This is a genomic window from Bradyrhizobium sp. cf659, assembly GCF_900113725.1.
Lineage (GTDB): Bacteria > Pseudomonadota > Alphaproteobacteria > Rhizobiales > Xanthobacteraceae > Bradyrhizobium.
This window is the reverse complement of record NZ_FOQJ01000003.1, coordinates 822,352-846,582: the sequence shown is the minus strand read 5'-3', so window position 1 is coordinate 846,582 and position 24,231 is coordinate 822,352. Positions and strand designations below refer to the sequence as shown.

Below are 24,231 nucleotides of genomic sequence, written 5' to 3'. Positions count from 1 at the left end.
CCCGGTCGCTGCCAAGGGAACGAGATGGGACTATTTATCCCATCTTAGAGCGATTCCCGCTGAAATAATGGCGACCTATCCGGGGTTTTTCCTGCCTGGTTAAGGTGACCTGACGGCGCTGCCTCGAAACAGCCGGTGTCATGATCCGCCCTCATTTGTCCCTGCGCCGCCGGGCCGGCGCCGGTGCGATCTGGATACGCCCGCCGGCAAGGCTGATCAAGGCTCCCGCAAGGGTCTGCTTCAGGACCGGGCGGCCATTTGCGGCTGCGCGGGGGCTTGCGGCCATGTCCTGATCAAGGATGGCTTGATCGAGCACGGCCATCAGGGTCTCGACCTTGCCGAGTTCCGCCGGCCCTTCGTGCCCGAGCGCATTGATGGCCCGCAGCAGGAGCCGCAGCCGGACCTCCTCCGGCAGGGTGGCGAAGGCGCCGGCCTCGAAACTTCGCATGCCCGGCCCATGCGGCGCATCGTCGCGATCCCTCAAGCGAAGGAAGCGCTCGGCGCCATCCGTCAGCACCTCCACCGCCGCATTGGCGCGCGCCAGCCTGCCTGCGAGCCGCGCCAGACTGCGGGCGTCGCCGCCCTCGGCCGCAAGCTGCGGCAACAGCGCGCGCAGCCGCGGCCGGGTGAAGGCGGTGTCGCGGTTGGTGGGATCATCGGCAAAGCCAATCTTCGCGCGCTTCAGGGTCGCGATCAGTTGCGCCTTCGGGACGTCGAGCAGCGGGCGCGCCAGCACGATGCCGTCGCGCTGCGTGAGGCGCGCCATCGCCGACAGCCCGGCAAGTCCGCTGCCGCGGACGAGGCGCATCAACAGGGTCTCGGCCTGGTCGTCACGGGTATGGGCGGTCAGCACGTGGCTCGCACCGGCGCTGCGCGCAGCCTGCACGAGCAGGCGATAGCGGGCCTCGCGCGCGGCCGCGGGCAGTCCCGTCTTCGGCTTGGCGCCGCGCCAGCGCAGGGTCCGGTGCGGCAAGCCGAGCTCGGTGGCGAGCCGCTTCACCTCGCGCGCCTCGCGCGCCGCCTCGGCCCGCAGGCCGTGATCGACGGTGACGACGGTGAGAAGCGGGCCGCGCGCGAGGCTGCGCTGCCAGCGCGCGGCGAGCCACATCAGCGCGATCGAGTCGGGACCGCCGGAGACCGCGAGCACCAGTGCGGGCGCGCTTCTGAACCCGGCGAAGAGCTGCTTGGCTTCGCGCGCGGAGATCGGAGAATTGTCGTCGTCTGACATGACGCTGCCCGGCAATCGCCAGCGGATGGACCGACTGTTTAGCGCAGCACCATCCGCGTTGTCAGCGATCAACGCTGCGCGCCGAGCGCGATTTTACTGTTGGGCATGATCTTTCCGGACAACCGTCGCACACTTTGGGCCAACGCGGCCCTTCGGGTCCGGACCATGCCCTAGCACTTCACCCGCTTCTGCTCGCGATCGACGGCGGCTTTGACGCCGGCGGAGGCGCGCGGATATTTGCGGCCGACCTCGCCGAAGGCGGCGCAGGCGGCCTCCTTCTCCTTCAGCGCGGCCAGCGACTGGCCGAGCCGCAGCAGCGCGTCCGGCGCCTTGGCCGACTTCTCGTATTTGGTGGTGACGGCGAGGAAGGCTTCCGCGGAGTCGCGATATTGCTGGCGCTGGAAGTAGCTCTCGCCGAGCCAGTATTGCGCGTCGCCGAGCAGCGGGTCGCTCGGATATTTTTGCGCGAAATTCTTCATGGTCTGCTCGGCGAGCGCATAGTCCTTGCGCTGCATGTAGCCGATGCCGAGGTCGAACTCGTCGCGCGACGTCGCCGAGGGCGGCAGGGTCGCTAACCCGCCGCCGGCGGCAGGCGGATAGCCGGGCTGGGCTGCGGGGGGCGCGGCCTGTGGCTGATAGCGCGGGCTGGTATTGGCGAGATCGAGCGGCTCGCCGGCGTTGCGCCCGCCGGGGGCTCCTGCCGACATCGGCTGCTGCCCGCCGCCGAGCGCGCGCGGCGCGCCGGGCGCGCTCGGATTCTGGCTGGGGTCAAAGGCATCGCCGCGGCGGCGCGTGCCGGGGGCACCAGGCGCCGGCTGCTCCTGAACGATCGGTGCGGGAGAAGCGATCTGCGGCTGCTCGTAATTCGGCTGGGCGGGCTGCTGCTGGCGATAGCCCGGCGCGCCTTGAGAGGGCGAAATTTGAGCGGGCGGCACGGCGGCGACATTGGGCTGGACCGGCGCCTGTCCGGGCGCGGCTTGCGCACCGCCTTCGAGCGCCCGCAGGCGCTCCTCGAGCTGGCGGTTGCGGTATTGCAGTTCTTCGTTCTGGCCGGTGAGCTGGCGCAGCTGGTTCTCCAGCCGCTCGATCCGCATCTCGGGATCATCGTCCGACTGCGCGAAGACGGGCGAGCACAAGGAGAGCAGCGCGGCGGTCGCCACGGTGCCGGTTAACACCTTAAATCTGGATGACATCTTGCCCTGACGACGAAAGCGAAATGGCCTGCGACGGAACATTCGACGCGCCACACATTGAAGGGGAGTACGCCAAAAATGTGACTGCTACAAAGGGGTTTCTGTCACAGATCGCTGAAACGAAACCGGCGCCCGTGAGGGCGCCGGCATGATCGATTCCTGAAGATGAACGGCGCCTGACTGAACGTCAGGAGCTCGCGTTCAGCACGGTCACAGCGCGACGGTTCTGCGACCAGCAGGAGATATCGTTACAGACGGCGACCGGGCGCTCCTTGCCGTAGGAGATCGTGCGCATGCGGTTCGGATCGATGCCGCGCGAGGCGAGGAACGAACGCACCGACTGGGCTCTGCGGGCGCCGAGGGCGATGTTGTATTCGCGGGTGCCGCGCTCGTCGGCATGACCTTCGATGGTGAAGCTGTAGCGCGGATAGGTCTGCAGCCACTGCGCCTGCTTCTCCAGGGTCACGATCGCCTGCGGGGTCAGATCGGTCTGGTCGCTTTCGAAGAACACGCGGTCGCCCACGTTGACGACGAAGTCCTGCTGGCTGCCCGGCGTCGCCGCGTTGGCCATCGCATCCGTAGCAGAGTTCTTGTTGGCGCAGGCGCCCATCGACAGCGCGACAGCAAGCACCGCGGCCAGCTTCAATCCCTGGAGGATACGCATAGGATGTTTCATTCCGGAGCCTCCACGCTCACGTTAGTCCACTGCTGTCCGGTCTACAGGGGGTTGGTTAAGCGAACGTTCCGTCAACCTTGATGGGATGTTGCCAGAGCCGGTCAAATGCCCCCCACCGGCGAAAAGCAACCGTCATGGTTAATGGGTTGTAAATGTGGCGCGAGGGTGAAGGCAAGCCGCGTTAACCGGCAAAATCACTGGACTTGCTTGAATTTTGGGCCTGAGTCCGGAAAATCCCGGAGCGCCTTCGATCAGCCGGCCGCGCCGGAATCAGGCGTGCGCGGCATCCGGCACCAGCAGCGGCTGCTGCTGCGGCGGAAGCTGGCGCTGCCCGCTGCGCCCGAACAGCATCCGTCGCTCGAAGGCGGTGGACCGCATGATCGGATAACGCTCGAACACCTTCTTGCGGAAGGTCGGGAAATCCGCCGCCATCAGTCCGAACGGCTTGGTGAGACCGGGAACCAGCCTCGGCTCGGCAATGGTCTCGTGCAGAAACACCCGCCGGTAGAAGGCCTGATGCTCGGGACGCACGATCGCAAGGCCGAGATCGGCATTGAAATGCTCGCAGGCCATGTACGCGAGCCGGGTCGTCAGATAGGGCAATTCCGGAACCCGCTTCACCTGGTCGGGATCGGCGACAAACCGCGTGGGGTCGATCATGACCTCGCCGCGATCGAGTCGCGGCAGCAGGATCTCGGGAAAGACATCGGCCGAGGTCGACTGCCGCCATTCCGACGTCAGCACGCTGATGCGCACGGAGCTGCAAAGCTCGCCGTGGAGATAGACGCCGAAGGTCCACGCGTTCGGCAGTTCGTCATACTGATCGGTGACGCGCGCGTCCGCAGATTCCTTGACGGCACCTTCGCGCAGATAGGCGCGGTAGCGGAGATTGTAGATCTTCTCCTTCTCGGCCGCCGTATCGGCGAGATGATAATCGACGTCGGTCAGGAGCTCTGCACCCCGTCCAACAGCCGAAATGATCGCTCTGGCTGAGGACTGCATTCCAACTCCTTACCCATCACCGCTCAACGCATGCGCGCGGAACAACCTCCACGCGCGTGATGATTTATTAACAGCTTCTTAACAATGAAGCAAAGCAATCGAAAGGTTAGGGTTAATCCCCCGTAGCACTACGGTGCCCGGCAACAGACTGAAACGACAGGAAATTCTCGGAAGCGGAGTTAGGCGAAGGAACGCGAGCCGACGACCTGGAGCAGGCCTTCGTCGCGCCGTCCATGCGAAGCGTTGAGGAGCTGGCGCATCCGCACGGCGGGCACCGGACGGCTGAACAGATAGCCCTGCGCCTCGGAGACGGTGCCGTCGGCGCTGATCAGCTCGAGCTGCTCGTTGGTCTCGATGCCCTCGACCACGACCGCCATGCCGAGGTCGGCGGACAAGCGCGCCACGCCGCGCAAGAGCGTCAGCGGCCGGTCGGTGTCGATGCCTTCGAGGAAGGAGCGGTCGATCTTCACCTTCTGCATCGGGAAGTTATGCAGGTAGCTGAGGCTCGAATAGCCGGTGCCGAAATCGTCGAGCGAGATGCGCACGCCGAGCGCATGCAGCTGCGACAGGATGTCGTGAGTGAGCTGGGTGTTGCGCAGCAGCGAGGACTCGGTGATCTCGATCTCCAGCCGATGCGCCGGCAGGCCCGAGACCTCCAGCGCGTAGCGGATCTCGCTCAGCACGTCGCGCTGGTGGAATTGCTGCGGCGAGAAGTTGACGGCGACGCTGACGCCCTCCGGCCACTTCATGCATTCCATGCAGGCACGGCGCAGGATCCAGCGGCCGAGATCGACGATCAGGCCCATGTCCTCGGCGACCGGGATGATGTCGACCGGCGACACCGTGCCGCGCACCGGATGATTCCAGCGCAGCAGCGCCTCGCAGGTGGTGATCTTGCCGGACTTGAGATTGACCAGCGGCTGGTAGAACAGCTCGAACTCCTCGTTGGCGAGCGCCTTGCGCAGGTCGAGCTCGAGGATGCGGCGGGCCTCGACGGTCGCCGCCATCTCGTCGCGGAAGAAGCAGAAGGTGCCGCGGCCGTCGGCCTTGGCGCGATACAGCGCCATGTCGGCGTTCTTGAGCAGCGTATCGGCGCTGATGCCCTCCGGCGAGGTCAGCGCGATGCCGACGCTGGCGCCGATCTCGACCAGGTGATTGTCGATGCGATAGCGCTCGCTCAGCCGCTCGACGATGCGGCGGGCAAGGCTCGCGGCATCCTCGGGCGTGCTGATGTCCTGCTGGAACACGACGAACTCGTCGCCGCCGAAGCGGGCGACGAAATCCTCCGGACGCAGCATCTCGCGCAGGCGGTTGGCGACCGCGCACAGCAGCTGGTCGCCGCAGGGATGGCCGAGCGTGTCGTTGACCTGCTTGAACTGGTCGAGGTCGATGAACAGCAGCGCGGAGAGCCGTTCGGCATGGTGCGAAATCGCCAGCAGCCGCTCGATCTCGTCGCGGAAGGAGACCCGGTTGGGCAGCGCCGTGAGCTCGTCGTAGCGGGCGAGATGGCTGATCCGGGCTTCCGCGTTGGTGCGTTCGGTGATGTCTTCCAGCAGCAGCACGGTGCCGCCGCCGGTCATCGGCTGGAACGTCCAGGAGAGGGAGCGGCCGCGCGCGGGATTGGGATCGGCGGTGACGATCTCGCGGATCCGCGCGTGCTCGATCTCGGCGAGGATCTGGTTGCCGCTCTCCGCCGAGATGGAGCCTGCGGCGACGCAGGCCGACACGATGTCGGCGGCGGTGGCGCCGCGCTTGACCAGGTCCTCGGGCAAGCTCATCAGTTCGCCGAAGCGATGGTTCATCACCGCAAGGCGCCCGTCGGCGCGAAACATGCACAGGCCGTGCGGCATGTTGTTGAGCGCGGTATCGAACTGGCTCGCCAGCGCGGATTCGCGGAAGCTCGAGGTCAGCGCCTTGACGAAGATCGCATGCAGGCTGAGGTTGATGTTCTTCAGGCCGATGAAGAAGAACACGAGCAGAATGGCAAGACCGATGTGATAGAAGCCGCCGTGCAGGAGCAGCGCGAGCGACATCGGACCGCATGCCAATGCGACGTGCCACTGGATCACCCGGGGCTGACCGTAATTGCGGGCGGCACCGCCCGCGGTATAGCCGATGCCGATGGCGACACAGAGCATGTCGGCCACCGGATCCTCGTTGTTGTAGATCACGACGAAGGCCCAGACGCCGAGCACCGCCGCATAGCTGAGCGCGCCGATCCAGTAGCGCGGCTCCAGATGCTTGGCTTCTTCGAATGACAGTGGGTGCGTACGGTTTTCGTATCCGCGCATCTGGAACGCACGCGCGGTGCCGATGGCGATCAGCAGAAATGCGAGCGGCCACAGCCAGACATCGCCGGTCTTCAGCGCAGTCATGACCGCGGCCACGGCCGCGGAGGCCGAGCCCAGGAAAATCGCCCAGAAATTCTGCACCATAGAGTTGATGAGAGCGGCGTAGAGTATCGGCTCCAGCTCGTCTCGATCGCTCTGCTTCTGGTCGGCCAGCTGCATCGGCTTGTTACGCGTCCTGTTTGGAGCGTACTTTTACCCAGCCCAGGTGAAGCTTTCCTGAGGGAACATCGTTAAAGGCGGGTTGTTTTTCGGCAATAGCGAACCAATTTCCGCTGAAATATCAATCAACTAGGCAAGCCTTGCCGGGCGCAAGGTGAAGGAAAGCCTACCTCGCGCACAGAAACCGAAAAAATCGGCGTGATTTTTCGAAAAGATCGCGCGTCCGAACGCGCGATCTATTGACCCGCCGTCGAAGACAATAGCGGCGACCATGCCGGGTCGGAGGCGAAGCCCGGCGTCGGCACCTTCAGCTCGTTGCGGCCGGAGATATCGACGGAGTACAGCGACGGCCCGCCATTGCCGCCGGGATCGCGGAAGAACATCAGCACGCGGCCGTTCGGCGAGAAGGTCGGGCCCTCGTTGTGGAAGCCGGAGGTGAGGAGCCGCTCGCCGGAGCCGTCCGGCTTCATGACGCCGATCGAAAACTGCCCGCCGCCTTGCCTGGTGAAGGCGATGTAATCGCCGCGCGGCGACCACACCGGCGTCGAATAGCTGGCGTTGGTGTCGTCCTTGGAGAAGGAGATGCGCTGCGCAGCTCCCCCGCCCGCACCCATCACGTAGATCTGCGACCTGCCGCCGCGATCGGACTCGAAGCAGATGCGGGTGCCGTCCGGCGAGTAGGACGGAGAGGTGTCGATCGCCGGCGTGTCGGTGAGGCGCGTGGTCGAGCGCGAGCGCAGATCCATCACGAACAGGTTGGAATTGCCGCCCTGTTGCAGGCTCATGATGACGCGCTGGCCGTCGGGCGAGAAGCGCGGCGCAAAGGTCATGCCGGGGAAGTTGCCGACGATCTCGCGCTGGCCGGTCTCGATGTTGAAGAGATAGACCTTCGGATCGCCCTGCCCGAACTCCATATAGGTGATCTCTTGCGAGTTCGGCGAGAAGCGCGGCGTCAGCACGAGGTCGGAGCCGCGGGTCAGATAGCGCACATTGGCGCCGTCCTGGTCCATCATGGCGAGCCGCTTGACGCGGCGCTCCTTCGGCCCGGACTCGTCGACGAACACCACGCGGCTGTCGAAATAGCCCTTCTCGCCGGTCAACTTCTCATAGATCTGATCGGAGATGATGTGGGCGATGCGGCGCCAGTATTCCGGCGAGGTGAAATATTGCTGGCCGGCGAGCTGCTGGCCGGTGACCACGTCCCACAGGCGGAATTCGGCCTTGAGGCGGCCGTCCGGCTGCCGCGTCATGCGGCCGGTGACGAGGGCCTGCGCGTTGAGGGTCTTCCAGTTCTCGAATTGCGGCGCGACGTCGATGTTGCTGATGCGCTCGATGAAGGCGGCCTGGTCGATCGGGGCAAACAGGCCCGAGCGCTTCAGATTGTTGGTGATGACCTGCGTGACGCCGTTGCCGACGTCGCCGTCGGCGGGCGAGCCCGGCACGAAATTGCTGATCGCGATCGGAATCGGCCGGAACTCCGTGGGATCGATGCGAAGCCGTCCCTGCGGCTGCTGAGCGAAGGCCTGTCCGCCTCCGAGCATCGCAAGCGTCGATCCTGTCAGGGTCATGAAGCGGCGGCGGTTCATCGAGCGGACGTCATTCATTGCAAAGTTCTTTTGTTCGGATGTCACAACATATCTTTCAGGCCGAAAGTCATCGGAATGAGCTTCCAGCTCTCGTACTGCTGCTTCGGCATGAATGAATAGACCTGGCACTGCACGATGGCGCGCTTGGCGCTCTCGGCCACCGCCTGGGCGATCGAGCGCGACGGCCCCCGCACCGCGACGACGACGGGCTCGGACGCGAGCGATCCGTCGATCTTCATGGGAATGTCGATGTCGGCTTCGTACTGGTCGGCGTCCTGCCCGTTATAGGTCGGCGTGAAGCAGCGCTTGACCGCGCCCTGGAATGCACCGCGCCAGGTCGCGACGTTGTTGGCGGCCGTCCCGGTGGTCGATCCCAGCGCGGCGGACGCATTCAGCGCCGAGCCGGTGAGCTCGTGCCGGGTCGCAGCGCGCTTGTCGAGGTCGCGCTGGATCTGCGCGGGATCGAAGCTGCGCTCCTTGGGCTTCGGCTGCTGCTGCGGCTGCACCGCCGCGACCTTTTGCTCCGGCGGCTTGGGCGGCGGCTTCTTGGTGTCCAGCTTCTTCTGGAGCTCGGCGATCGGATCTTCCTTGGCCGGATCAGGCTTCTTTTCCTGCGGCTTCGGCTCTTCCTTCTTCGCCTCGGCCACGGGCTTCGGCGGCTCGGGCTTCTTCTCGACCGGCTTCTCGACGGGTTTGGGCGGCGGCTCCGGTGTCGAGTTGGTCTTGATCAGCTCTTTCTTCTCGGTGACCTTGCCGACGGCGTCTTCCTCGGGCTTGGCTTCCGCAATCTTCTCGACCTTGGGCTTCGGCTCTTCCTTCTTGCCGGTCTTCTGCCCCGCCATCATCTTGGCGAGCTGATCGGAGGAGATGATGTCGACCGGAAGAGACTCCTCCGGCGCGATGAAGGCCTTGCTGCTAAAGGTGACCAGTCCCCATCCAAGCACGAGGACGTGGAGGGCAATCGACGCAACGAGTGTCTTGTCGACGTTCACCTTCACCGGTTTAGGACCCCTGATCCGCTTCGGTGACGAGCGCCAGCTTCTTGAATCCGGCGCCGGACAACAGGCCCATGACCCTGGCTACCGTGCCGTAATCCGCCTTCTTGTCGGCGCGCAGATAGATGCGCTCCTCGAGCCCGCCGCGCGCATCCGTGATCGCCTTCAGCTTCGGCACCAGCTCGTTGATCGCGACCTCGGCGTCGTTGATGAACACCTTGCCCTTGATGTCGACAGACATCTGAAGCGGCTTCTGGTCGTTGTTTTCGAGGCTCTTGGCCTGGGTCTGCGGCAGGTCGAGCGGCACGCCGACCGTCAACATCGGCGCCGAGACCATGAAGATGATGAGCAGCACCAGCATCACGTCGACCATCGGCGTGACGTTGATCTCGGCCACGACGGGCTTGCGCCGACCACGGCGCCCGCCGCCTCCGGACGAACTCGCTACGTTCATCGCCATGATCGAATGCCCAAATTGCCCTTCACACTATACATGCCGTCCGTCAGCCCCGCTCGTCGATCTGACGCGACAGAATGGCTGAAAATTCATCGGCGAAGCCTTCGAGCCGCTGGGCCTGCCGGTTCACCTCGGACGTGAACTTATTGTAGAAAATAGTGGCAGGAATGGCGGCGATAAGGCCGACGGCGGTCGCGAACAGCGCCTCGGCGATACCGGGGGCGACCACCGCCAGGGAGGTATTTTTCGACGCCGCGATCGACTGGAAGCTCGACATGATGCCCCAGACCGTGCCGAACAGGCCGACGAAGGGACCGGCGGAGCCGACGGTGGCGAGCACCAGCAGGCGCCGCTCCAGGCGCTCGACCTCGCGCGCGATCGAGACGTTCATCACCTTGTCGATGCGCATCTGAAGGCCCGCGACCGAGCGGGCGTGGCTCTCGAACGAGCGCTTCCACTCGCGCATCGCCGCGACGAAGCAGGCCGCCATGGAATGCGTCGGCTTGGCCGAGAGGGTGCGATAAAGCTCCTCGATCGACTCGCCGGACCAGAAGGCCTGCTCGAAACGGTCCATCGAGCGGCGGGTGCGGGCAAACAGGAAGATCTTGTCGATGGCGATCGCCCAGACCCAGACCGAGCAGGACAGAAGTCCCAGCATCACCGCTTTCACGATCCAGTGAGCCTGCCAGAACAGCGCGATCAGCGACACGTCCGCGGAAGCGGCAACCGGAAGGGCTGACTGAGCCACGTCGGCCGGATTCATAAGCAGTATCCTCTCAAGGCGATCGTTACCTGATGCTCCGCGGCAGCAAATGACCGCCGGTTCCCCAATTGCCGCGCTAGAACCGGCGCGGCCGGCAAGCCCGCTCAAAGCCTTGTCTTTCTGGGGTGCAGGGGGCTCGTCCAAAGCCGGTCGCCTGCATTCCCTGCCAAGATGTCAAAACTATGGGCCTCGACGACGGCTATGGGCGCGATTGTCCACCCTTACCAGAGCCCGGCGATAGTTAATGCGGGGTTACCGCAGCTAAATTTGGCTGCGGGAAAGGTAGGCGGTGCAGGCGGTTGGCCGCTTCGCCGCGGGACGTGGCGGTGCATGGCGGCTGACGGACCGGAGCCGGATCCGACTGGCGAGGCCGGTTCCCTCCACCCTTGCGGGGGAAGGCTAGGGAGAAGAAATCGGGACGCGCACGACGGACACACCATTTCCCGGGCGCCCCCCTCCCCTGCCCTCCCCCGCAAGGGGGAGCGAGCGCTGCGCAACGGACGCCCCGTCTGGAACCTCGTCCCCCGCCCAGCCCGAAATCGCAGGAAGCGTCGTGTACGCCACAGCTACACCACGTCCACATGCTCCATCTCGCATCTCACGGCGAGCACGAGCCGATAGGCTGAGCTCGCGGACAATAATGCGCCGGCATCACCGGCCAGCCCGAGGAGCGTCCCTTGCCAAAACCACAAACCAATGTGCGGTGGATGGCCGCCGCGATCGTATCGGTCAGCCTCGTCACGTTCGGCGCCGCGCGCGCGGCGTCGGTCGCGCCGGTCGCCGCGCAAAACGGCATGGTGGTGTCCGCGCAGCATCTGGCGACCCAGGTGGGTGTCGATGTGCTGAAGCGCGGCGGCAATGCCGTCGATGCCGCTGTGGCCGTCGGTTATGCCTTGGCCGTCGTCTATCCCGCCGCCGGCAATCTCGGTGGTGGCGGCTTCATGACGATCCAGCTCGCCGACGGCCGCAAGACCTTCCTCGATTTCCGCGAGACGGCTCCCAAGGGCGCGACCGCGAACATGTATCTCGACAAGGACGGCAACGTCATCAAGGGCATTTCGACCAAGGGGCATCTTGCAGTCGGCGTGCCGGGATCAGTCTCGGGGATGGAATTTGCGCGCGAAAAGTACGGCACCATGAAGCGAGCCGACCTGCTCGCCCCCGCGATCCAGCTCGCCGAGCAGGGCTTTGCGCTGGAGCAGGGCGACATCGACCTGCTGCGCACGGCAACCGGCGATTTCAAGGACGATCCGGCATCGAGCGCCATCTTCCTCAACAACGGTCAGCCGTTCCAGGTGGGTGAGAGGCTGATGCAGTCGGAGCTCGCCAAGACATTGCGCGAGATCAGCAGCAAGGGCACCGACGGTTTCTACAAGGGCTGGGTCGGCAGCGCCATTGTGGCATCGAGCCAGGCCGGCAAGGGCCTGCTGACGCAGGACGACCTCGACGGCTACAAGACGCGCGAGCTCGCACCTGTCGAATGCGACTATCGCGGCTATCACGTGATTTCCGCGCCGCCACCGAGCTCTGGCGGCGTCATCATCTGCGAGATCCTGAATGTCCTGGAGGGCTATCCGCTGAAGGAGCTGGGCTATCATTCCGCACAGGCCGTGCACGTGCAGATCGAGGCCATGCGGCACGCTTACGTGGACCGCAACAGCTATCTCGGCGATCCGGATTTCGTGAAGAATCCGCTCGACCGCCTCCTCGATAAGAATTACGCGACCAAGATCCGCGCCGTGATCGATCCGAACAAGGCCGGGATCTCCAAGGACATCAAGCCGGGCGTCGCGCCGCACGAGGGCAGCAACACCACGCATTATTCAATCGCGGACAAGGACGGCAACGCGGTATCGGTAACGTACACGCTGAACGATTGGTTCGGCGCCAAGGTGACGGCGGCCAAGACCGGCGTGCTGCTGAACGACGAAATGGACGACTTCACCGCCAAGGTCGGGGTGCCGAACCTTTATGGCCTGGTGCAGGGCGAGGCGAATGCCATCGCTCCGGGCAAGCGGCCGCTGTCCTCGATGAGCCCGACCATCGTCACCAAGGACGGCAAGACCGTCATGGTCGTGGGCACGCCCGGCGGCAGCCGCATCATCACGGCCGTGTTGCAGACCATGATCAACGCGATCGATTACGGCATGAACGCACAGGAAGCCGTCGACATGCCGCGCATCCACCAGCAATGGCTGCCGGACCTGACGAACGTCGAGAACTATGCCTTGTCGCCGGATACGCGAAAGATCCTGGAAGGCATGGGCCACAAATTCGGGCCGCCGCAACCGGCGAACCACCTCGCGGTCATCATCGTCGGCGCGCCGTCGCTTAACGGCGAGCAAGTCGGCAACAATCGCTACTACGGGGCCAATGATCCACGCCGCAACAGTGGACTAGCGGCCGGGTACTGATCATCGTCAACGCCACCCTCACGACTGTCATACCCCGCGAAAGCGGGGTATCCAGTACGCTGCGGCTCCTCCGTATCTCAATGCTGTCTCTGGAATACTGGATTGCCCGCCCCAGTGCGCAAGCGCGCACAAGGCGGGCAATGACGGCGGTCGAAATGGTCGAGGCCCCCCTCACCACTTCTCCTTCGAGGTCCGCACATCGAGCTCGAACGACCAGGCTCGTTCGGGCTGGCGGTAGAGGAAAGCGTAGGCGTCGACGATACCTTCGATGTCGATCAGGCTGTCCTCGCGGCCGGCGGCGTCTGGAAAGCGCGAAAAGATCTTGTCGCCGGCGATCGCACCGTCGACCACGACATGGCCGACATGGATGCCGTCGCTCGCATATTCCTTGGCCATGGCCTGCGCCAGCGTGCGCAGGCCGGCCTTGGACGAGTTGAAGGCGCCGTAGCCGGCGCGGCCGCGCAGCGAGGCGCTGGCGCCGGTGAAGAGCAGCGTGCCTGCCTTCTTCGGCACCATGCGACGCACCGCCTCGCGGCCGAACAGGAAGCCGCCGAAGCACACGACGCGCCAGGCCTTCTCGAAATAGTCGGCCTCCATCTCGATGATCTTGCCGGGCGTATTGTTGCCGGCGTTGTAGATGGCCAGATCGAGGTCTTCGCCGGCGGCATCAAACAGAGCGACAATTTCGCTCTCGCTGGTCGCGTCCGCGACGATGGGCACGGCCGCTCCGCCCGACTTGACGATGTCGTCTGCAACCGCCTGCAACGCGGACAGCGTGCGGCCCGCGACGATCACCCTGAGCCCATCGGCCGCAAAGCGCTTGCAGAGCCGGGCCCCGAGCCCGCGGTCCGGGCCGACACCGATCACGATTGCCGTCTTCATGGGGTGGCTCCGTACAATGATGGGATCAGGCCGCCGAGGCAGGTTCGGGGCAGTTGGTCAGCCGCGCGGGATTGCCGACGGCCGTGCAGCCGGCGGGAACGTCTGACGTCACGAGCGCGTCGGCGCCGATCTTGGCGAAATCGCCGATGCTGATGTCGCCGAGGATGGTCGCACCGCCGCCGATATAGACGCTGCGGCCGATCCGCGGCGAGCGCGTCGGCAGTTCACTGCCGCGGCCGATGCTGACGTTCTGGAGGATGGTGACCTCGTCGCCGATCACCACGTTGGTGCCGATCACGATGCCCGTGGCATGGTCGAGATAGACCGACGATCCGATGCTGGCGGCCGGATGGATGCTGACCTGCAAGGCATTCGAGGCCTCGTTCTGGAACAGCAGCGCCGCATCGCGATGATCGTGCTGCCACAGCCAGTTCGAGACGCGCCAGGCTTGCAGCGCGACATAGCCCTTGAAATGCAGCAGTGGCGGCAACAGGTCGGCGATGGCGGGATCGTGGATCGCGATGGCCTGCAAGTCGCGGCTCGCCAGCTCGATCAGATCGGGCGAGCCGCGAAAGGCATCGAGGGAAAAGGCCGAGAAGCGCGTGCGCTCGGCTTCGCTGCCGCCGAGCCGACGTCCGATCAGATCGGACAAGGCCGCGGCGAAATCATCATGAGCGAGAATGGTGCCGGCAAGGGCCTTGCCGAAGACGGGATCGGCGTCCGCCGCGCGCTTCGCCTCGCCGCGGACATTTTGCCAGAGGCTGTCGCTCGCCATGATCGCAGCTTCCGCCATCGCCGCCTCCGGTCCATCCGCATTTGTAGCGGCGAATATAGGCGGTCCGCGTCAAGGCGCCAGTCTTCCTGCCGGGACGCGCTTGCTCTCGCCCGCAAGGCCGGGCTGGGCCCGCTTGCGCAGGCTGAGGGCATATAGCCAGCCACCCGCCGCGACCAGGGCGGGCAGGGCATAGAGCGCGAAATCGCGGAGCAGGATCATGGTTCGATACCCCCCTTCGCAAACGAGACCGCACGGCGGAGCGCGAACGAAGCAAACCAATAGAAATAGAGACTGAGAAAGAGCCGCCAGGACTCGCCGACCTGCCACTGCGGATAAACCTGGACCTCCGTCGGCCATCGATTGAGGAATGCGATCGCCATCGGCACAAGGGTTCCGAACCGGTCGAACAGCGCCGAGGCGCGGTCGAGGAGCGCGATGCGCTGGCTGATCTCTTTGCGTTCGGCGGCGGTCATGGTCGTACCCGTTGGCGCGCGCGGGCGGCGCGCTGTCAGGGCTTGGTCGGGCCTGGCGCGAATCGGGTTCTACCGGTCCTGCACATCTGCGTGATCAACGCCACATAGCGAATGCCGGCCGGGACACGGGCGGAAATGGCGTGCGCCGCTTGTCCCGGCCATCCACGCCTTGCCATGCGGCACGAAGAACGTGGATGCCCGGGACAAGCCCGGGCATGACGATCTCTCGTCTGCGTGGAACGGAGCTCCCCCCAAAACCAAACCGCCCGCCTGCGGGGTACGCAGGCGGGCGGCTCGGGGCCATCAGGACTTTGGGGGCATGCGCCTGAAGGCTTTGAGAAGTGTCCGGATCAACCCTGCGGCTGGTCGGTCGGCGGCGGAGTCGGACGCGTCTTGTGCTGGGCCATGAACTGGTCGAACTCTTCCTTGTCCTTGGCGTGACGCAGACGGTCGAGGAAGTTCTTGAACTCGACCTGCTCCTCCTCAAGCCGCTGCAGCGTCTCGGTGCGGTATTCGTCAAAGGCGCGGTTGCCGCTGGAGGGCGGGCCGAAGCCGAAGCCGAAACCACGGCGCTCCATGCGGCCGCGCATGCGGTCCATCTTGTACTGCATCCGCTCCATCTTGTTCTGCCAGCGATCCTGGTGGCTCCAGCAACCCATTTTTCTGCTCCCGAGTGTGAAAAAGAGAAGGGCAAGTCCGATCGGCCACCAGATGATGAAGCCGAGGATGGTCACGGCGATCCAGCCGGGATGCCAAGGCGAGTCGAGCATATGGGGGCGCTCATAGTGTTGGTCCGAGGGGCCGCGCCATCGATTGACATCAGCGGTGTAGGCCATTTCCCATCTCCATGACGGCTTCTGCGCCGTTGTGAATGTAAATAACATTTACATAGCTAGACCATCCCGCGATTTTGTCAAGCCGGCCGCCCGACAGGCCGGGCGAATTATTTGCGCAATTTTATTTCGGCTTGCCCCAGGGGCCACCGGGCGGCACGCCAGAACCGGAGGACGCCTCCGGTGGTACCGGCGGCGGCTCGGCGCTTTTCGCGGGCGGACGGCGATCGGTCGGGAAGCCGAGACCGCGCAGATAGATCAGCACCTCGGCCTCTAACAGTTCGTCCGGCGACATCGGCAGTTTTCGTCGCGCTGCATCGCCACGCGAGAACAGCGAGGCCACGCCATGCGCCATCGACCAGATGTGCAGCGCCATCATCATCGCCGGCGGCCGCGGCGTGCCGGGCGGTGCAAGTGCCGCGAGCCGCTCCGCCGCGGCGCGAATGATGTTGAATGCGCGTTCGCTCGCGGCCTGGAGCGCCGGATTGGCATCGACCGGCAGGCCGGACTCGAACATCGCGTTGTAGAACGCCGGCTCCTCGCGGGCGAAGGCGAGATAGGCCCTGCCGACCCGCTCGAACGCGGTGACCGTATCGGGCCGGCCGTCGTCCCAGGCCGCGGTCAAGCGCGCCTCGAACTGCTCGAAGCCGCGCTGGGCGATCGAGGACAACAGCTCGTCGCGGTCGCGGAAGTGCCGGTAGGGCGCCGCCGCGCTGACGCCGGCCATGCGCGCGGCATCGGCAAAGGTGAAGCCAGCCGCGCCCTTCTCGGCAATCAGCCCGAGGGCAGCCTGCAACAAGGCTTCCTTCAGATTGCCGTGGTGATAGCCGCGCTCGGCGCGGCGCGTCTCCTTGCGCCAGCTCATGTGAACAGCTTTTACATGAGCTGGGCGTGAAGTCACTAGCGCAAGCTGGGCTTGGTGAACCCGTATTTTCACCGTCATTCCGGGGCGATCCGCAGGACCGCACCCAGAATGACGCTGTCTGCCCTAACCGCCCGGGATCGGCAGCACCGGCATGATCTCGACGCGCTCGCCGGGGAAGATCGCGAAGTGCGGGTGGTTCTCGAACATCTTCGCGGCCGCTTCATGGGACGCGGCGCGGACCACGGTGAAGGCGCCCATCTCGTTGGCGATGTCGGCAGTGCCCTTGTCATCGACCCGCTTGGTCTTGCCGAGCGGACCGCCCATCGCCTGGATCGCGCCTTGGTGCTTCTCGGCCCAACCCTTCCAGGCCGCGATGCCCTCCAACTCCTTCGCCTTGCGCTCAGCGTCTGACATCGCGTTCCATGCAGCCCATTTTGGGCTGGTCTTGCTGCCGAGGAAGACGGCGAGATAGGTGTCGGCGCTCATTGGTTCTCTCCTTTGTTGATGTCGGCCGCGAACTCCATCGCGGCCGCTCTGGCTAGTTCTTCAGACCGTCGAAGCCGGCGGCGGCGGCCTGCACGTCCGGCGGAAAGTCGGTCATCTCCTGCACCTGCCGGATCTCGATCACCTCATTGGCCGAGGCCGGGCATCTCTTGGCCCACGCGATCGCCTCCGCAAGCGAGGCGACCTCGATCATCCAGTAGCCGCCCAGCACTTCCTTGGCTTCAGCGAAGGGGCCGTCGGTCACAACGGGCTCGCCGGTCGCAAACGACACGCGCGCGCCCATCGAGGGCGGATGCAGGCCGTCGAGCGTGATCAGGATGCCGGCATCCTTCAGCGCCTCGTTGTAGCGCATCATCGCGGCGACGCGCTCGGGATCGAGCTGCACGTCCGGCGGCGCGGTCTCGTAGCCGAGCGGGATCATCAGCATCATGAATCGCATGGGCAGTTCCTTGCTTACCTTCTCATTCCGGGATGCGCGGCGAGGGCGCAGGCCCGGAATCCATTCATCGATAATCTCTGCGGCCCGATGGATTCCGGGCTGCCCCGGAATGACGGGGGAGATGAGCGGGCCGAACCGGCCCGCTCTCCCCTGTAAGACGAATGCCTTGCTATAGAACCGACACCGTGGCGAAAATTATTTCGGAGGTCATGCTTGGGAGGTTCCTGCGTCAGCGCGGCTGCGGCAGGAACCGGCCGTCCTGGAACGCGGCACCGAAATAGACCTCGATCCGGCGGACCTTGCCGCCGGCGAAGGTGAAGAACTCGGTGTTGCGAAAGCTCCTGCCATCTGTCGCCAGGCAGCGATAGGTGACAAAGGCCTCGTCGCCGATGGCGAAGATGCGCTCGATATCGTGGCGCGCGATCCAGCCGGTGTCGCGCCAGCAGCGTTCGAAATAGGTCGCCTCGTCGAGGTCGTCGTCGAACGGGCTGGTGAAGCGGAAGTCGTCGGCGAGCGCCTCGCTCACCCGTTGCCGGTCATTGGCGAGATAGGCGGCGAAGAGGTCTCGGATCAGGCGCGCGTGGTCGTCAGGCATCGGTCGGTCTCCTTGGTGGAGGTCGTGTAGAAGACGGTAGAGGGGCGGCCGGGCCGACATCGCGCGAGGCGTTCCGCCGGCAGAACGCAACAATATGTCGAGTAGTCCTCGTCCAGATCGATCGGCATGGTCAGGGCCTTTCTCGTCGGGACCAAAGCGAAGTAAAAGACCGAGCCCAAGGGCGCCGCACGCCCTTTCGAACACAGGACAGATCAGCAAATGCCGCAGGCCCCGCAAAAAGTCGCCCTCGTCACCGGAGCCGCGCGCGGCATCGGGCTTGCGACCGCGAAGAAGTTCCTTGGCGAGGGCTGGCGCGTGGCGCTGCTCGACATCGAGGGGGAGTTGCTCGGCCGCGCGGTCGCCGAGATCGGCCAGGACGAGGCGACGCTCGCGCTGACCTGCGACGTCTCCGACGCGGCCGCGGTCGGCACCGCGCTTGCCGCGATCGAGCGGCAGTTCGGCCGGCTGGATGCGCTGGTCAACAATGCCGGGATCGCCGTGTTCGCGCCGCTGATGGAGACGTCGGATACCGACTGGCGCCGCGTGCTCGAGGTCAACCTCACCGGCCCGTTCCTCTGCACCAAGGCCGCGGTACCCTTGATGCGCGACAGCGACGGCGGCGCCATCGTCAACATCACCTCGATCTCGGCGGTACGCGCCTCGACCTTGCGCTCGGCCTACGGCACCAGCAAAGCGGGGCTCGCGCACCTGACCAAGCAGCTCGCGGTCGAGCTCGCCTCGCTCAACATCCGCGTCAACGCGGTTGCGCCGGGGCCGGTCGACACCGCGATGGCCAAGCAGGTGCACACCAAGGAGATCCGCGCCGACTATCACGACGCCATTCCGCTCAACCGCTACGGCCTCGAGGAGGAACTCGCGGAGGCGATCTTCTTCCTGTGCTCGGGAAGCGCGAGCTACATCACCGGCCAAATTTTGGCCGTCGATGGCGGCTTCGATGCGGCCGGCATCGGCCTGCCGACGCTGCGCGGGCAACGGCGCAACGGGTAGGCACGGGATTTGTGGGGTGGGCAAGGGCGCGACGCGCCGTGCCCACCACCGTCTCCGGATTTGTGGTGCCATTGGTGGGCACGCGACCCTTTGCCCACCCGACGACGTCGAATGTGCGGAGAGTACGATGCAACGTGTTGCTTTGGTCAAAGCCCTGATGCTCGCGACCGCCCTGCTCGCCTCCGCACCCGTTGCCGCCGAAATCCGCATCATCCAGTCACCGGGCGGACAGGTCGGGCCGTTCCTCGACCTGTTCGAGAAGGTGCGCGAGAGCGGCGAGCGCGTGGTGATCGACGGCCCCTGCCTGTCCGCCTGCACGCTGGTGCTGAGCATCGTGCCCGGCGAGCGCATCTGTGTCACCAAACGCGCCGTGCTCGGCTTCCATGCCGCACGTTCGGTCGACCGGCGCGGGCGCTTCTATGCCGAGCCGGAAGCCTCCGACGCGGTGCTCCAAGCCTATCCGGGGCCGGTGCGCGACTGGATCGGCCGCCGCGGCGGCCTCACCTCACGGTTGCTGTTGCTGAAGGGGCGCGACCTCGCCGCGATCTATCCGCGCTGCCGGTGAGGATCAGGCGGCCACCGGCCGCGTGACCAGGTTGAGCCCGCCGCTGTCCGACGATTGAGCAATTTTGCGGAATTTCGGCTCTCCGGACGCTGAATCCGCTCATCCGCTTCGCAATGCCTGCACAATTTACGCGGTTTGCAGCTTTTCCCTGCAGTCTATGATGGTTGCGGCCAGACTGAGGCCGCGGCGGCGTCATAATCTCAGCAATGGTCACAGACGAGAATGGTCCCGCTTTTTCAAGATTACTCATTTTCAAATGCGTCGCATGCCATGCAGCCCATCGACTTTCGCTACCGCCTGTCGGACCAGGGACGGATCGTCCTCGGCCAACTGAACTCCGAGGAAACCGTCGAATTCGAACTGCTGTCACGGCGCGACCGCGAGGGCCTGATGGACCTGCCGTCCCAGCTGCGGCTGCTCGAGCTCTACGTGAAGTATGTCGGCTCGGGCGCAGAAGCCGCGCTCGCGCCGACGGAACCCGCCTGGCACGACATCGCGCCGTCGCGGCCGAGGAGACCGCCGCCCTCGCGGATGGCGCGGCCGCGCAACTACGTCGTTTCGATGATCGTGATCGCAAGCGTCAGCTTCACGCTCATCGCATTGCTTGTGAGCTAGGGGCGCGCGTGAGCTAGCACGCAGGCGCGCCGGCGAAATTGCGCCGGTCTCGCGCGACGTCGGGTTCTAGAAGAACCCCTGGATCATCTGCGCCAATTCCATGCTCGCGCAGATGAGCATACCCCAAAGTGCAAAGTTGATCTGTAGCGCCGCCGCCATCGGTCGCTCCCCTTCCAAGTCACGCCCATCCCAGTTTGTAGAATTTATGAAGGAATAATTAGCGATTCTGACGCGCAGTTCACAGCCTAATATTGCGCCAGTTGTTGTGCGATGCGGTCCCGATCATTTCACGAAGCGGCCCCACTGCTCTCGCAAAGTCATGCGAATCGAGACTCCATATTTCATGCCGGCCACGTCGTTTCCCTTAGGTTCCATTTAACCGACGCGATGCAAAGTCTCTCACGCGGATTTTGCGTGTCGCGTACCGCACTGAGGGTTCGGCATGATGCGACACGGCTTCGTCTTGCTCACTTTTTGCGCAGCGCTCATGGGCTGCGCGCCGGCGCCGGCGCAGGAGCGCCGACCGATCGCATGGGACGGCCTCGGACAGAACCCGAACCGGCCACACGTCACAAAGCAGCGCGCAGCGAACCCCGCACCTGCGCAGGATAATCCCAATCAGGAACGGGAAAGAGTGCTCGGCACCTTGCGCCCCTACTCCGAAGCGTGGTGGGCGGTCCATGACGAAATCGAGGCGGAGAAAGACAGGCAGCTCGGCACGAAGCTCGTGATCTGCCCTCGCTGCGTCCAATCGCCGTCGCCCGGCGAGGACGTGACCGGATCGGTCCGTTGAGACAGCGAGCGGCCGATCCGGCAATGACGTGACCGCCTTGGGCGCGCCCCTCACCCGCAACAATCGAGAGAGGGGCGCCACGTATCAGGCGGTCGCGCGTGTTACATGCCTTCCGCCGGGCAGTTCACCATCCAGGGGATGCCGAACTTGTCGACGCACATGCCAAAACCCTTGGCCCAGAACGTCTTGCTGAAGGGCATGGTGACGGTGCCGCCGTCGGCGAGCGCGTTGAACTTGCGCTCGGCGTCCGCGACATCGGCGATCGTCAGCGAGATCGAGAAGCCCTGCGGCTTCTGGACATGCTCGGGCGGCGCGTCGGAGGCCATCAGCACGCTGCCGCCGGGCAGCGACATCCGCGCATGCATGATCGTCTTCTCCCGGCCGGGCGCGGCCGGCATGTCCGGCGGCGCGTCCGAGGCGCGCATCATCGCCTCGATCTTGCCGCCGAGAACCTTGGCGTAGAAATTGAACGCCGCTTCGCAGGTGTCCTGATAGAACAGATAGGGATTGAGCATCGTGTCTCTCCTTTTCTTTCCTTGGGCAATGAGGCTCATTGTTTCTCGGTGAGCTTCTTCAGGCTGACGAGACCGGCCTCGAAATCCTTGCCGATCATGCTGTCCATGTTGATGAAGACCTGCATCACCTTGGACATGAAGGGCGCCGGACCGTACATCGCCCACGTGACCAGTGTGGCATCGCCTTGCGGCACAAAGGTGAACTCGGCGGTGTTGTGCCCTTCGAAGGGACGCTCGAAATCGAGCTTGATACGGAGCTTCGACGGCGAATTCGCCTCGAGGATCTCCATGTGGCCGGCGCCGACATTGTTGTTGCCGTCCCAGGCATAGGTCGCGCCCTTTCCTGGCGCGGTTCCGCCGAAGCTGCGCTTCATGGCGGGGTCGCGGCCCTCGTAAGGCGACCAGGCGGTCCAGCGATGGAAATCGGCGACCAGCGGATAGATCGCATCGGCCGGCGCCTTCAGCGCGAGCGAGCGTTCGACACGGAAGGTGTCGGGCTTGGTCAGGGCGAAGACGAGGACGGCCACGATCCCGACCGCGAGCACGATGGCGATGATGGCAATGGCTTTCAGCATGAATGGCTCCCTGGATACGGGCTAAGGACGAAGGGAGGAGGCTGGGGCCGACAAGACGGGGACTTTTTTTTGGTCGTCATTCCGGGATGGTCCGAAGGACCAGACCCGGAATCTCGAGATTCCGGGTTCACCCTTCGGGTGCCCCGGAATGACAGTGTGGATGGTGCCCTGCCCTATTTCGCCGTCGCACCCTGCCTGGCGCCCCCGTTGCCGCTCTTCGGCTGGCTGTCCCGGATCAGGCGATCGATGTGCATGCGGATGTGGGCGGCTTCGGCCGAGGTGTTGGCGAGCGCGATGGCGCGGTCGAAGGCGATGCGGGCTTCGTCATTGCGGCCGAGCTGCATCAGGAAGGCGCCGCGCACGCCGTAGAAATGGAAGTAGTTGGCAAGCTTCGGCGCCAGCGGCTCGATCAGGTCGAGCGCGGCTTCCGGCCCGCGCACCTTGGACACCGCGACCGCGCGGTTGAGCGTCACCACCGGCGAGGGCTGCACCAGTTCAAGCGCGCCATAGAGCAGGTCGATCTGGGCCCAGTCGGTCTCCTCCGGCGTCGCCGCACGGGCATGCAGTGCGGCGATCGCGGCCTGGATCTGGTAGGGCCCGCTGCGGCGATGGCGCATCGCCTTGTCGATCAGCGCAAGCCCTTCCGCGATCATGGTGCCGTTCCACAAGGAGCGATCCTGGTCCTCCAGCAGGATCAGCGAACCGTCGTCCGCAAACCGCGCGGCGCTGCGCGCATGTTGCAACAGCAGCAATGCCGCCAGCCCCATGATCTCCGGCTCGCTCTGGAACAGCCGCAGGAGCAGCCGCGCCAGCCGGATCGCCTCCTCGCAGAGCGGCTTTCTGATCTCGGCGGTGTCGCCGCTCGCCGAATAACCCTCGTTGAAGATCAGGTAGATCATCGCCGCGACACCGGCGAGGCGCTCGGAGCGTTCGACTGCACCGGGCGTTTCAAACGGCGTCCCGGCCTCCGCGACCTTCGCCTTGGCGCGCGTGATGCGCTGCTCCATCGCCGCATCCGAGACCAGGAAAGCACGGGCGATCTGCTTCACCGTGAGGCCGGAGACGATGCGCAAGGCGAGCGCGATCTGCTGCGTCGCCGGCAATTGCGGATGGCAGCAGATGAACATCAGGCGCAAAATGTCGTCGCGATAATGCGAGCCGTCGAGCCGCTCGGCGAGCGCGCCCTCGGCATCGTCGAGATCGGAGATCGCCTGATCGTCCTCGGGCAGCGGCTGCTGCTTGCGGGCGCGCCGGACCTCGTCGATCGCGACATTGCGGCCGACCATGATCAGCCAGGCCGCGGGATCGCGCGGCGGCCCGTTCTGCGGCCAGGTCTTGAGCGCGCGCAGGCAGGCGTTCTGGAAGGCTTCCTCGGCGGTGTCGAGATCGCGGAAATAGCGCAGCAGCGCGCCGACCGCCTGGGGTCGCGCCGAAGTCAGCGCGGTCTCGACCCAGGCGGTGTCGGTCTCGCTCACGTCAGGTTTCCTCCCGGCCTGAACACGCCGACGGGGCGCACCTCATAGGCCCCGCCGGGATTGGCGGCGCCGAGGTCGCGCGCGACGTCGAGCGCGTCGTCGAGGTTCTTGCAATCGACGATGTAGAAGCCGAGCAACTGCTCCTTGGTCTCCGCATAGGGGCCGTCGAGCACCAGCGGCGGGTCCTCCTTGCGTAGCGTCGCCGCCGCGGTGGTCGGCAACAGCCGCGCCACCGGACCGAGCCGGCCCTGGCTCGTGAGCTTCTCCTGCACCACGGCGAGCTTCTTCATCACCGCCTCGTCCTGGTCCTTGCTCCAGGAGCCGACGAAGTCCTCGTCATGATAGCAAAGGATCGCATAAAGCATGGGCAGTACCTTCCCTGACCTCTTGTTTTGAAGACGATCCAATATGCCCTGCCCCGACAGGGCTGCGGAAAAAAATTGCAAGAAAAATCCGGCAGATCGTGCCAAGGAGAGCCCTCAAGAGCGGAACCCC

At 65.0% G+C, this 24,231-nt stretch carries 27 protein-coding genes; 5 read left to right on the top strand and 22 right to left on the bottom strand.

Annotated features, from left to right (window positions below; all coding sequences use genetic code 11):
- Positions 1–151: 151 nt before the first annotated feature.
- The 9 genes from tilS to tolQ all read right to left on the bottom strand — a co-directional run bounded on the left by tilS (position 152) and on the right by tolQ (position 10,410).
- Positions 152–1,228: a tRNA lysidine(34) synthetase TilS gene (gene tilS, locus BM118_RS18055; RefSeq protein ID WP_092186839.1), complete on the bottom strand. Its 1,077-nt coding sequence runs from the start codon at positions 1,226–1,228 to the stop codon at positions 152–154.
- Between the two features lie 170 nt (positions 1,229–1,398).
- Positions 1,399–2,421, bottom strand: a complete 1,023-nt coding sequence (gene ybgF / locus BM118_RS18050) for a tol-pal system protein YbgF (RefSeq protein ID WP_092186838.1) — start codon at positions 2,419–2,421, stop codon at positions 1,399–1,401.
- A gap of 187 nt (positions 2,422–2,608) precedes the next feature.
- Positions 2,609–3,097, bottom strand: coding sequence for a peptidoglycan-associated lipoprotein Pal (gene pal / locus BM118_RS18045; RefSeq protein WP_092186837.1), 489 nt, complete (start codon positions 3,095–3,097; stop codon positions 2,609–2,611).
- A 270-nt stretch (positions 3,098–3,367) separates the two neighbouring features.
- Positions 3,368–4,099: an N-acyl amino acid synthase FeeM domain-containing protein gene (locus BM118_RS18040; protein ID WP_092186836.1), complete on the bottom strand. Its 732-nt coding sequence runs from the start codon at positions 4,097–4,099 to the stop codon at positions 3,368–3,370.
- A gap of 179 nt (positions 4,100–4,278) precedes the next feature.
- Complete coding sequence (locus tag BM118_RS18035) at positions 4,279–6,609, bottom strand: putative bifunctional diguanylate cyclase/phosphodiesterase (RefSeq protein WP_092186835.1); 2,331 nt, start codon at positions 6,607–6,609, stop codon at positions 4,279–4,281.
- A gap of 236 nt (positions 6,610–6,845) precedes the next feature.
- A complete protein-coding gene (tolB, locus tag BM118_RS18030) occupies positions 6,846–8,195 on the bottom strand; it encodes a Tol-Pal system beta propeller repeat protein TolB (RefSeq protein ID WP_027545579.1) in 1,350 nt (449 codons plus the stop codon).
- A gap of 41 nt (positions 8,196–8,236) precedes the next feature.
- On the bottom strand, positions 8,237–9,193 hold the full coding sequence (locus BM118_RS18025; RefSeq protein ID WP_092186833.1) for a protein TolA: 957 nt from the start codon (positions 9,191–9,193) through the stop codon (positions 8,237–8,239).
- A gap of 4 nt (positions 9,194–9,197) precedes the next feature.
- Positions 9,198–9,650 (bottom strand): protein TolR, encoded by a 453-nt coding sequence (gene tolR / locus BM118_RS18020; RefSeq protein WP_027545581.1) that lies wholly within the window; start codon positions 9,648–9,650, stop codon positions 9,198–9,200.
- Positions 9,651–9,693: 43 nt separating this feature from the next.
- Positions 9,694–10,410 (bottom strand): protein TolQ, encoded by a 717-nt coding sequence (tolQ, locus tag BM118_RS18015; RefSeq protein WP_018641591.1) that lies wholly within the window; start codon positions 10,408–10,410, stop codon positions 9,694–9,696.
- A 707-nt stretch (positions 10,411–11,117) separates the two neighbouring features.
- On the opposite strand from tolQ, the gene ggt reads away from it, so the two are divergent.
- Positions 11,118–12,824, top strand: a complete 1,707-nt coding sequence (ggt, locus tag BM118_RS18010) for a gamma-glutamyltransferase (protein ID WP_177234446.1) — start codon at positions 11,118–11,120, stop codon at positions 12,822–12,824.
- A gap of 171 nt (positions 12,825–12,995) precedes the next feature.
- Here the strand turns inward: ggt and BM118_RS18005 are convergent, their stop codons facing one another.
- The 9 genes from BM118_RS18005 to BM118_RS41460 all read right to left on the bottom strand — a co-directional run bounded on the left by BM118_RS18005 (position 12,996) and on the right by BM118_RS41460 (position 18,190).
- Positions 12,996–13,706, bottom strand: a complete 711-nt coding sequence (locus BM118_RS18005; protein ID WP_092186831.1) for an SDR family NAD(P)-dependent oxidoreductase — start codon at positions 13,704–13,706, stop codon at positions 12,996–12,998.
- A 25-nt stretch (positions 13,707–13,731) separates the two neighbouring features.
- Positions 13,732–14,499: a serine acetyltransferase domain-containing protein gene (locus BM118_RS18000; RefSeq protein ID WP_092186830.1), complete on the bottom strand. Its 768-nt coding sequence runs from the start codon at positions 14,497–14,499 to the stop codon at positions 13,732–13,734.
- Positions 14,500–14,550: 51 nt separating this feature from the next.
- Complete coding sequence (locus BM118_RS41465; protein ID WP_177234413.1) at positions 14,551–14,700, bottom strand: hypothetical protein; 150 nt, start codon at positions 14,698–14,700, stop codon at positions 14,551–14,553.
- Positions 14,697–14,954: a hypothetical protein gene (locus BM118_RS17995; RefSeq protein WP_092186829.1), complete on the bottom strand. Its 258-nt coding sequence runs from the start codon at positions 14,952–14,954 to the stop codon at positions 14,697–14,699. Before BM118_RS17995 ends, BM118_RS41465 begins: the two co-directional genes overlap by 4 nt.
- A gap of 350 nt (positions 14,955–15,304) precedes the next feature.
- The gene (locus tag BM118_RS17990) at positions 15,305–15,790 is read right to left on the bottom strand and encodes a DUF2852 domain-containing protein (protein WP_177234412.1); all 486 of its coding nucleotides are present in this window, start codon (positions 15,788–15,790) and stop codon (positions 15,305–15,307) included.
- A gap of 121 nt (positions 15,791–15,911) precedes the next feature.
- Positions 15,912–16,652: a TetR/AcrR family transcriptional regulator gene (locus tag BM118_RS17985; RefSeq protein WP_027545587.1), complete on the bottom strand. Its 741-nt coding sequence runs from the start codon at positions 16,650–16,652 to the stop codon at positions 15,912–15,914.
- 123 nt (positions 16,653–16,775) lie between these two features.
- Positions 16,776–17,138 carry a hypothetical protein gene (locus BM118_RS17980; RefSeq protein WP_092186827.1) on the bottom strand — a complete coding sequence of 121 codons (363 nt, stop codon included), beginning with the start codon at positions 17,136–17,138 and terminating at the stop codon, positions 16,776–16,778.
- Between the two features lie 52 nt (positions 17,139–17,190).
- Complete coding sequence (locus BM118_RS17975; RefSeq protein WP_092186826.1) at positions 17,191–17,595, bottom strand: YciI family protein; 405 nt, start codon at positions 17,593–17,595, stop codon at positions 17,191–17,193.
- A gap of 229 nt (positions 17,596–17,824) precedes the next feature.
- Entirely contained in the window at positions 17,825–18,190 is a 366-nt protein-coding gene (locus tag BM118_RS41460; protein WP_177234411.1) for a nuclear transport factor 2 family protein, read from the bottom strand.
- A gap of 219 nt (positions 18,191–18,409) precedes the next feature.
- Here BM118_RS41460 and BM118_RS17965 point away from each other — a divergent pair, with 219 nt between their 5' ends.
- The 4 genes from BM118_RS17965 (at position 18,410) to BM118_RS17950 (ending at position 21,171) form a co-directional block, all read left to right on the top strand.
- Positions 18,410–19,198: an SDR family NAD(P)-dependent oxidoreductase gene (locus BM118_RS17965; RefSeq protein WP_092186825.1), complete on the top strand. Its 789-nt coding sequence runs from the start codon at positions 18,410–18,412 to the stop codon at positions 19,196–19,198.
- 127 nt (positions 19,199–19,325) lie between these two features.
- Complete coding sequence (locus BM118_RS17960; RefSeq protein ID WP_092186824.1) at positions 19,326–19,763, top strand: hypothetical protein; 438 nt, start codon at positions 19,326–19,328, stop codon at positions 19,761–19,763.
- A 270-nt stretch (positions 19,764–20,033) separates the two neighbouring features.
- The gene (locus tag BM118_RS17955) at positions 20,034–20,378 is read left to right on the top strand and encodes a hypothetical protein (protein WP_092186823.1); all 345 of its coding nucleotides are present in this window, start codon (positions 20,034–20,036) and stop codon (positions 20,376–20,378) included.
- Positions 20,379–20,820: 442 nt separating this feature from the next.
- A complete protein-coding gene (locus BM118_RS17950; RefSeq protein ID WP_092186822.1) occupies positions 20,821–21,171 on the top strand; it encodes a hypothetical protein in 351 nt (116 codons plus the stop codon).
- 101 nt (positions 21,172–21,272) lie between these two features.
- On the opposite strand, the gene BM118_RS17945 is transcribed toward BM118_RS17950, so the two are convergent.
- From BM118_RS17945 to BM118_RS17930, 4 genes are all read right to left on the bottom strand, one after another.
- The gene (locus tag BM118_RS17945; protein WP_092186821.1) at positions 21,273–21,686 is read right to left on the bottom strand and encodes a VOC family protein; all 414 of its coding nucleotides are present in this window, start codon (positions 21,684–21,686) and stop codon (positions 21,273–21,275) included.
- Between the two features lie 35 nt (positions 21,687–21,721).
- Positions 21,722–22,261 (bottom strand): SRPBCC family protein, encoded by a 540-nt coding sequence (locus BM118_RS17940; RefSeq protein ID WP_092186820.1) that lies wholly within the window; start codon positions 22,259–22,261, stop codon positions 21,722–21,724.
- Between the two features lie 173 nt (positions 22,262–22,434).
- Positions 22,435–23,736, bottom strand: coding sequence for an RNA polymerase sigma factor (locus BM118_RS17935; RefSeq protein ID WP_092186819.1), 1,302 nt, complete (start codon positions 23,734–23,736; stop codon positions 22,435–22,437).
- Positions 23,733–24,101, bottom strand: coding sequence for a YciI family protein (locus BM118_RS17930; protein WP_011089906.1), 369 nt, complete (start codon positions 24,099–24,101; stop codon positions 23,733–23,735). The genes BM118_RS17935 and BM118_RS17930 overlap by 4 nt, the downstream gene beginning before the upstream one ends.
- Positions 24,102–24,231: the final 130 nt, after the last annotated feature.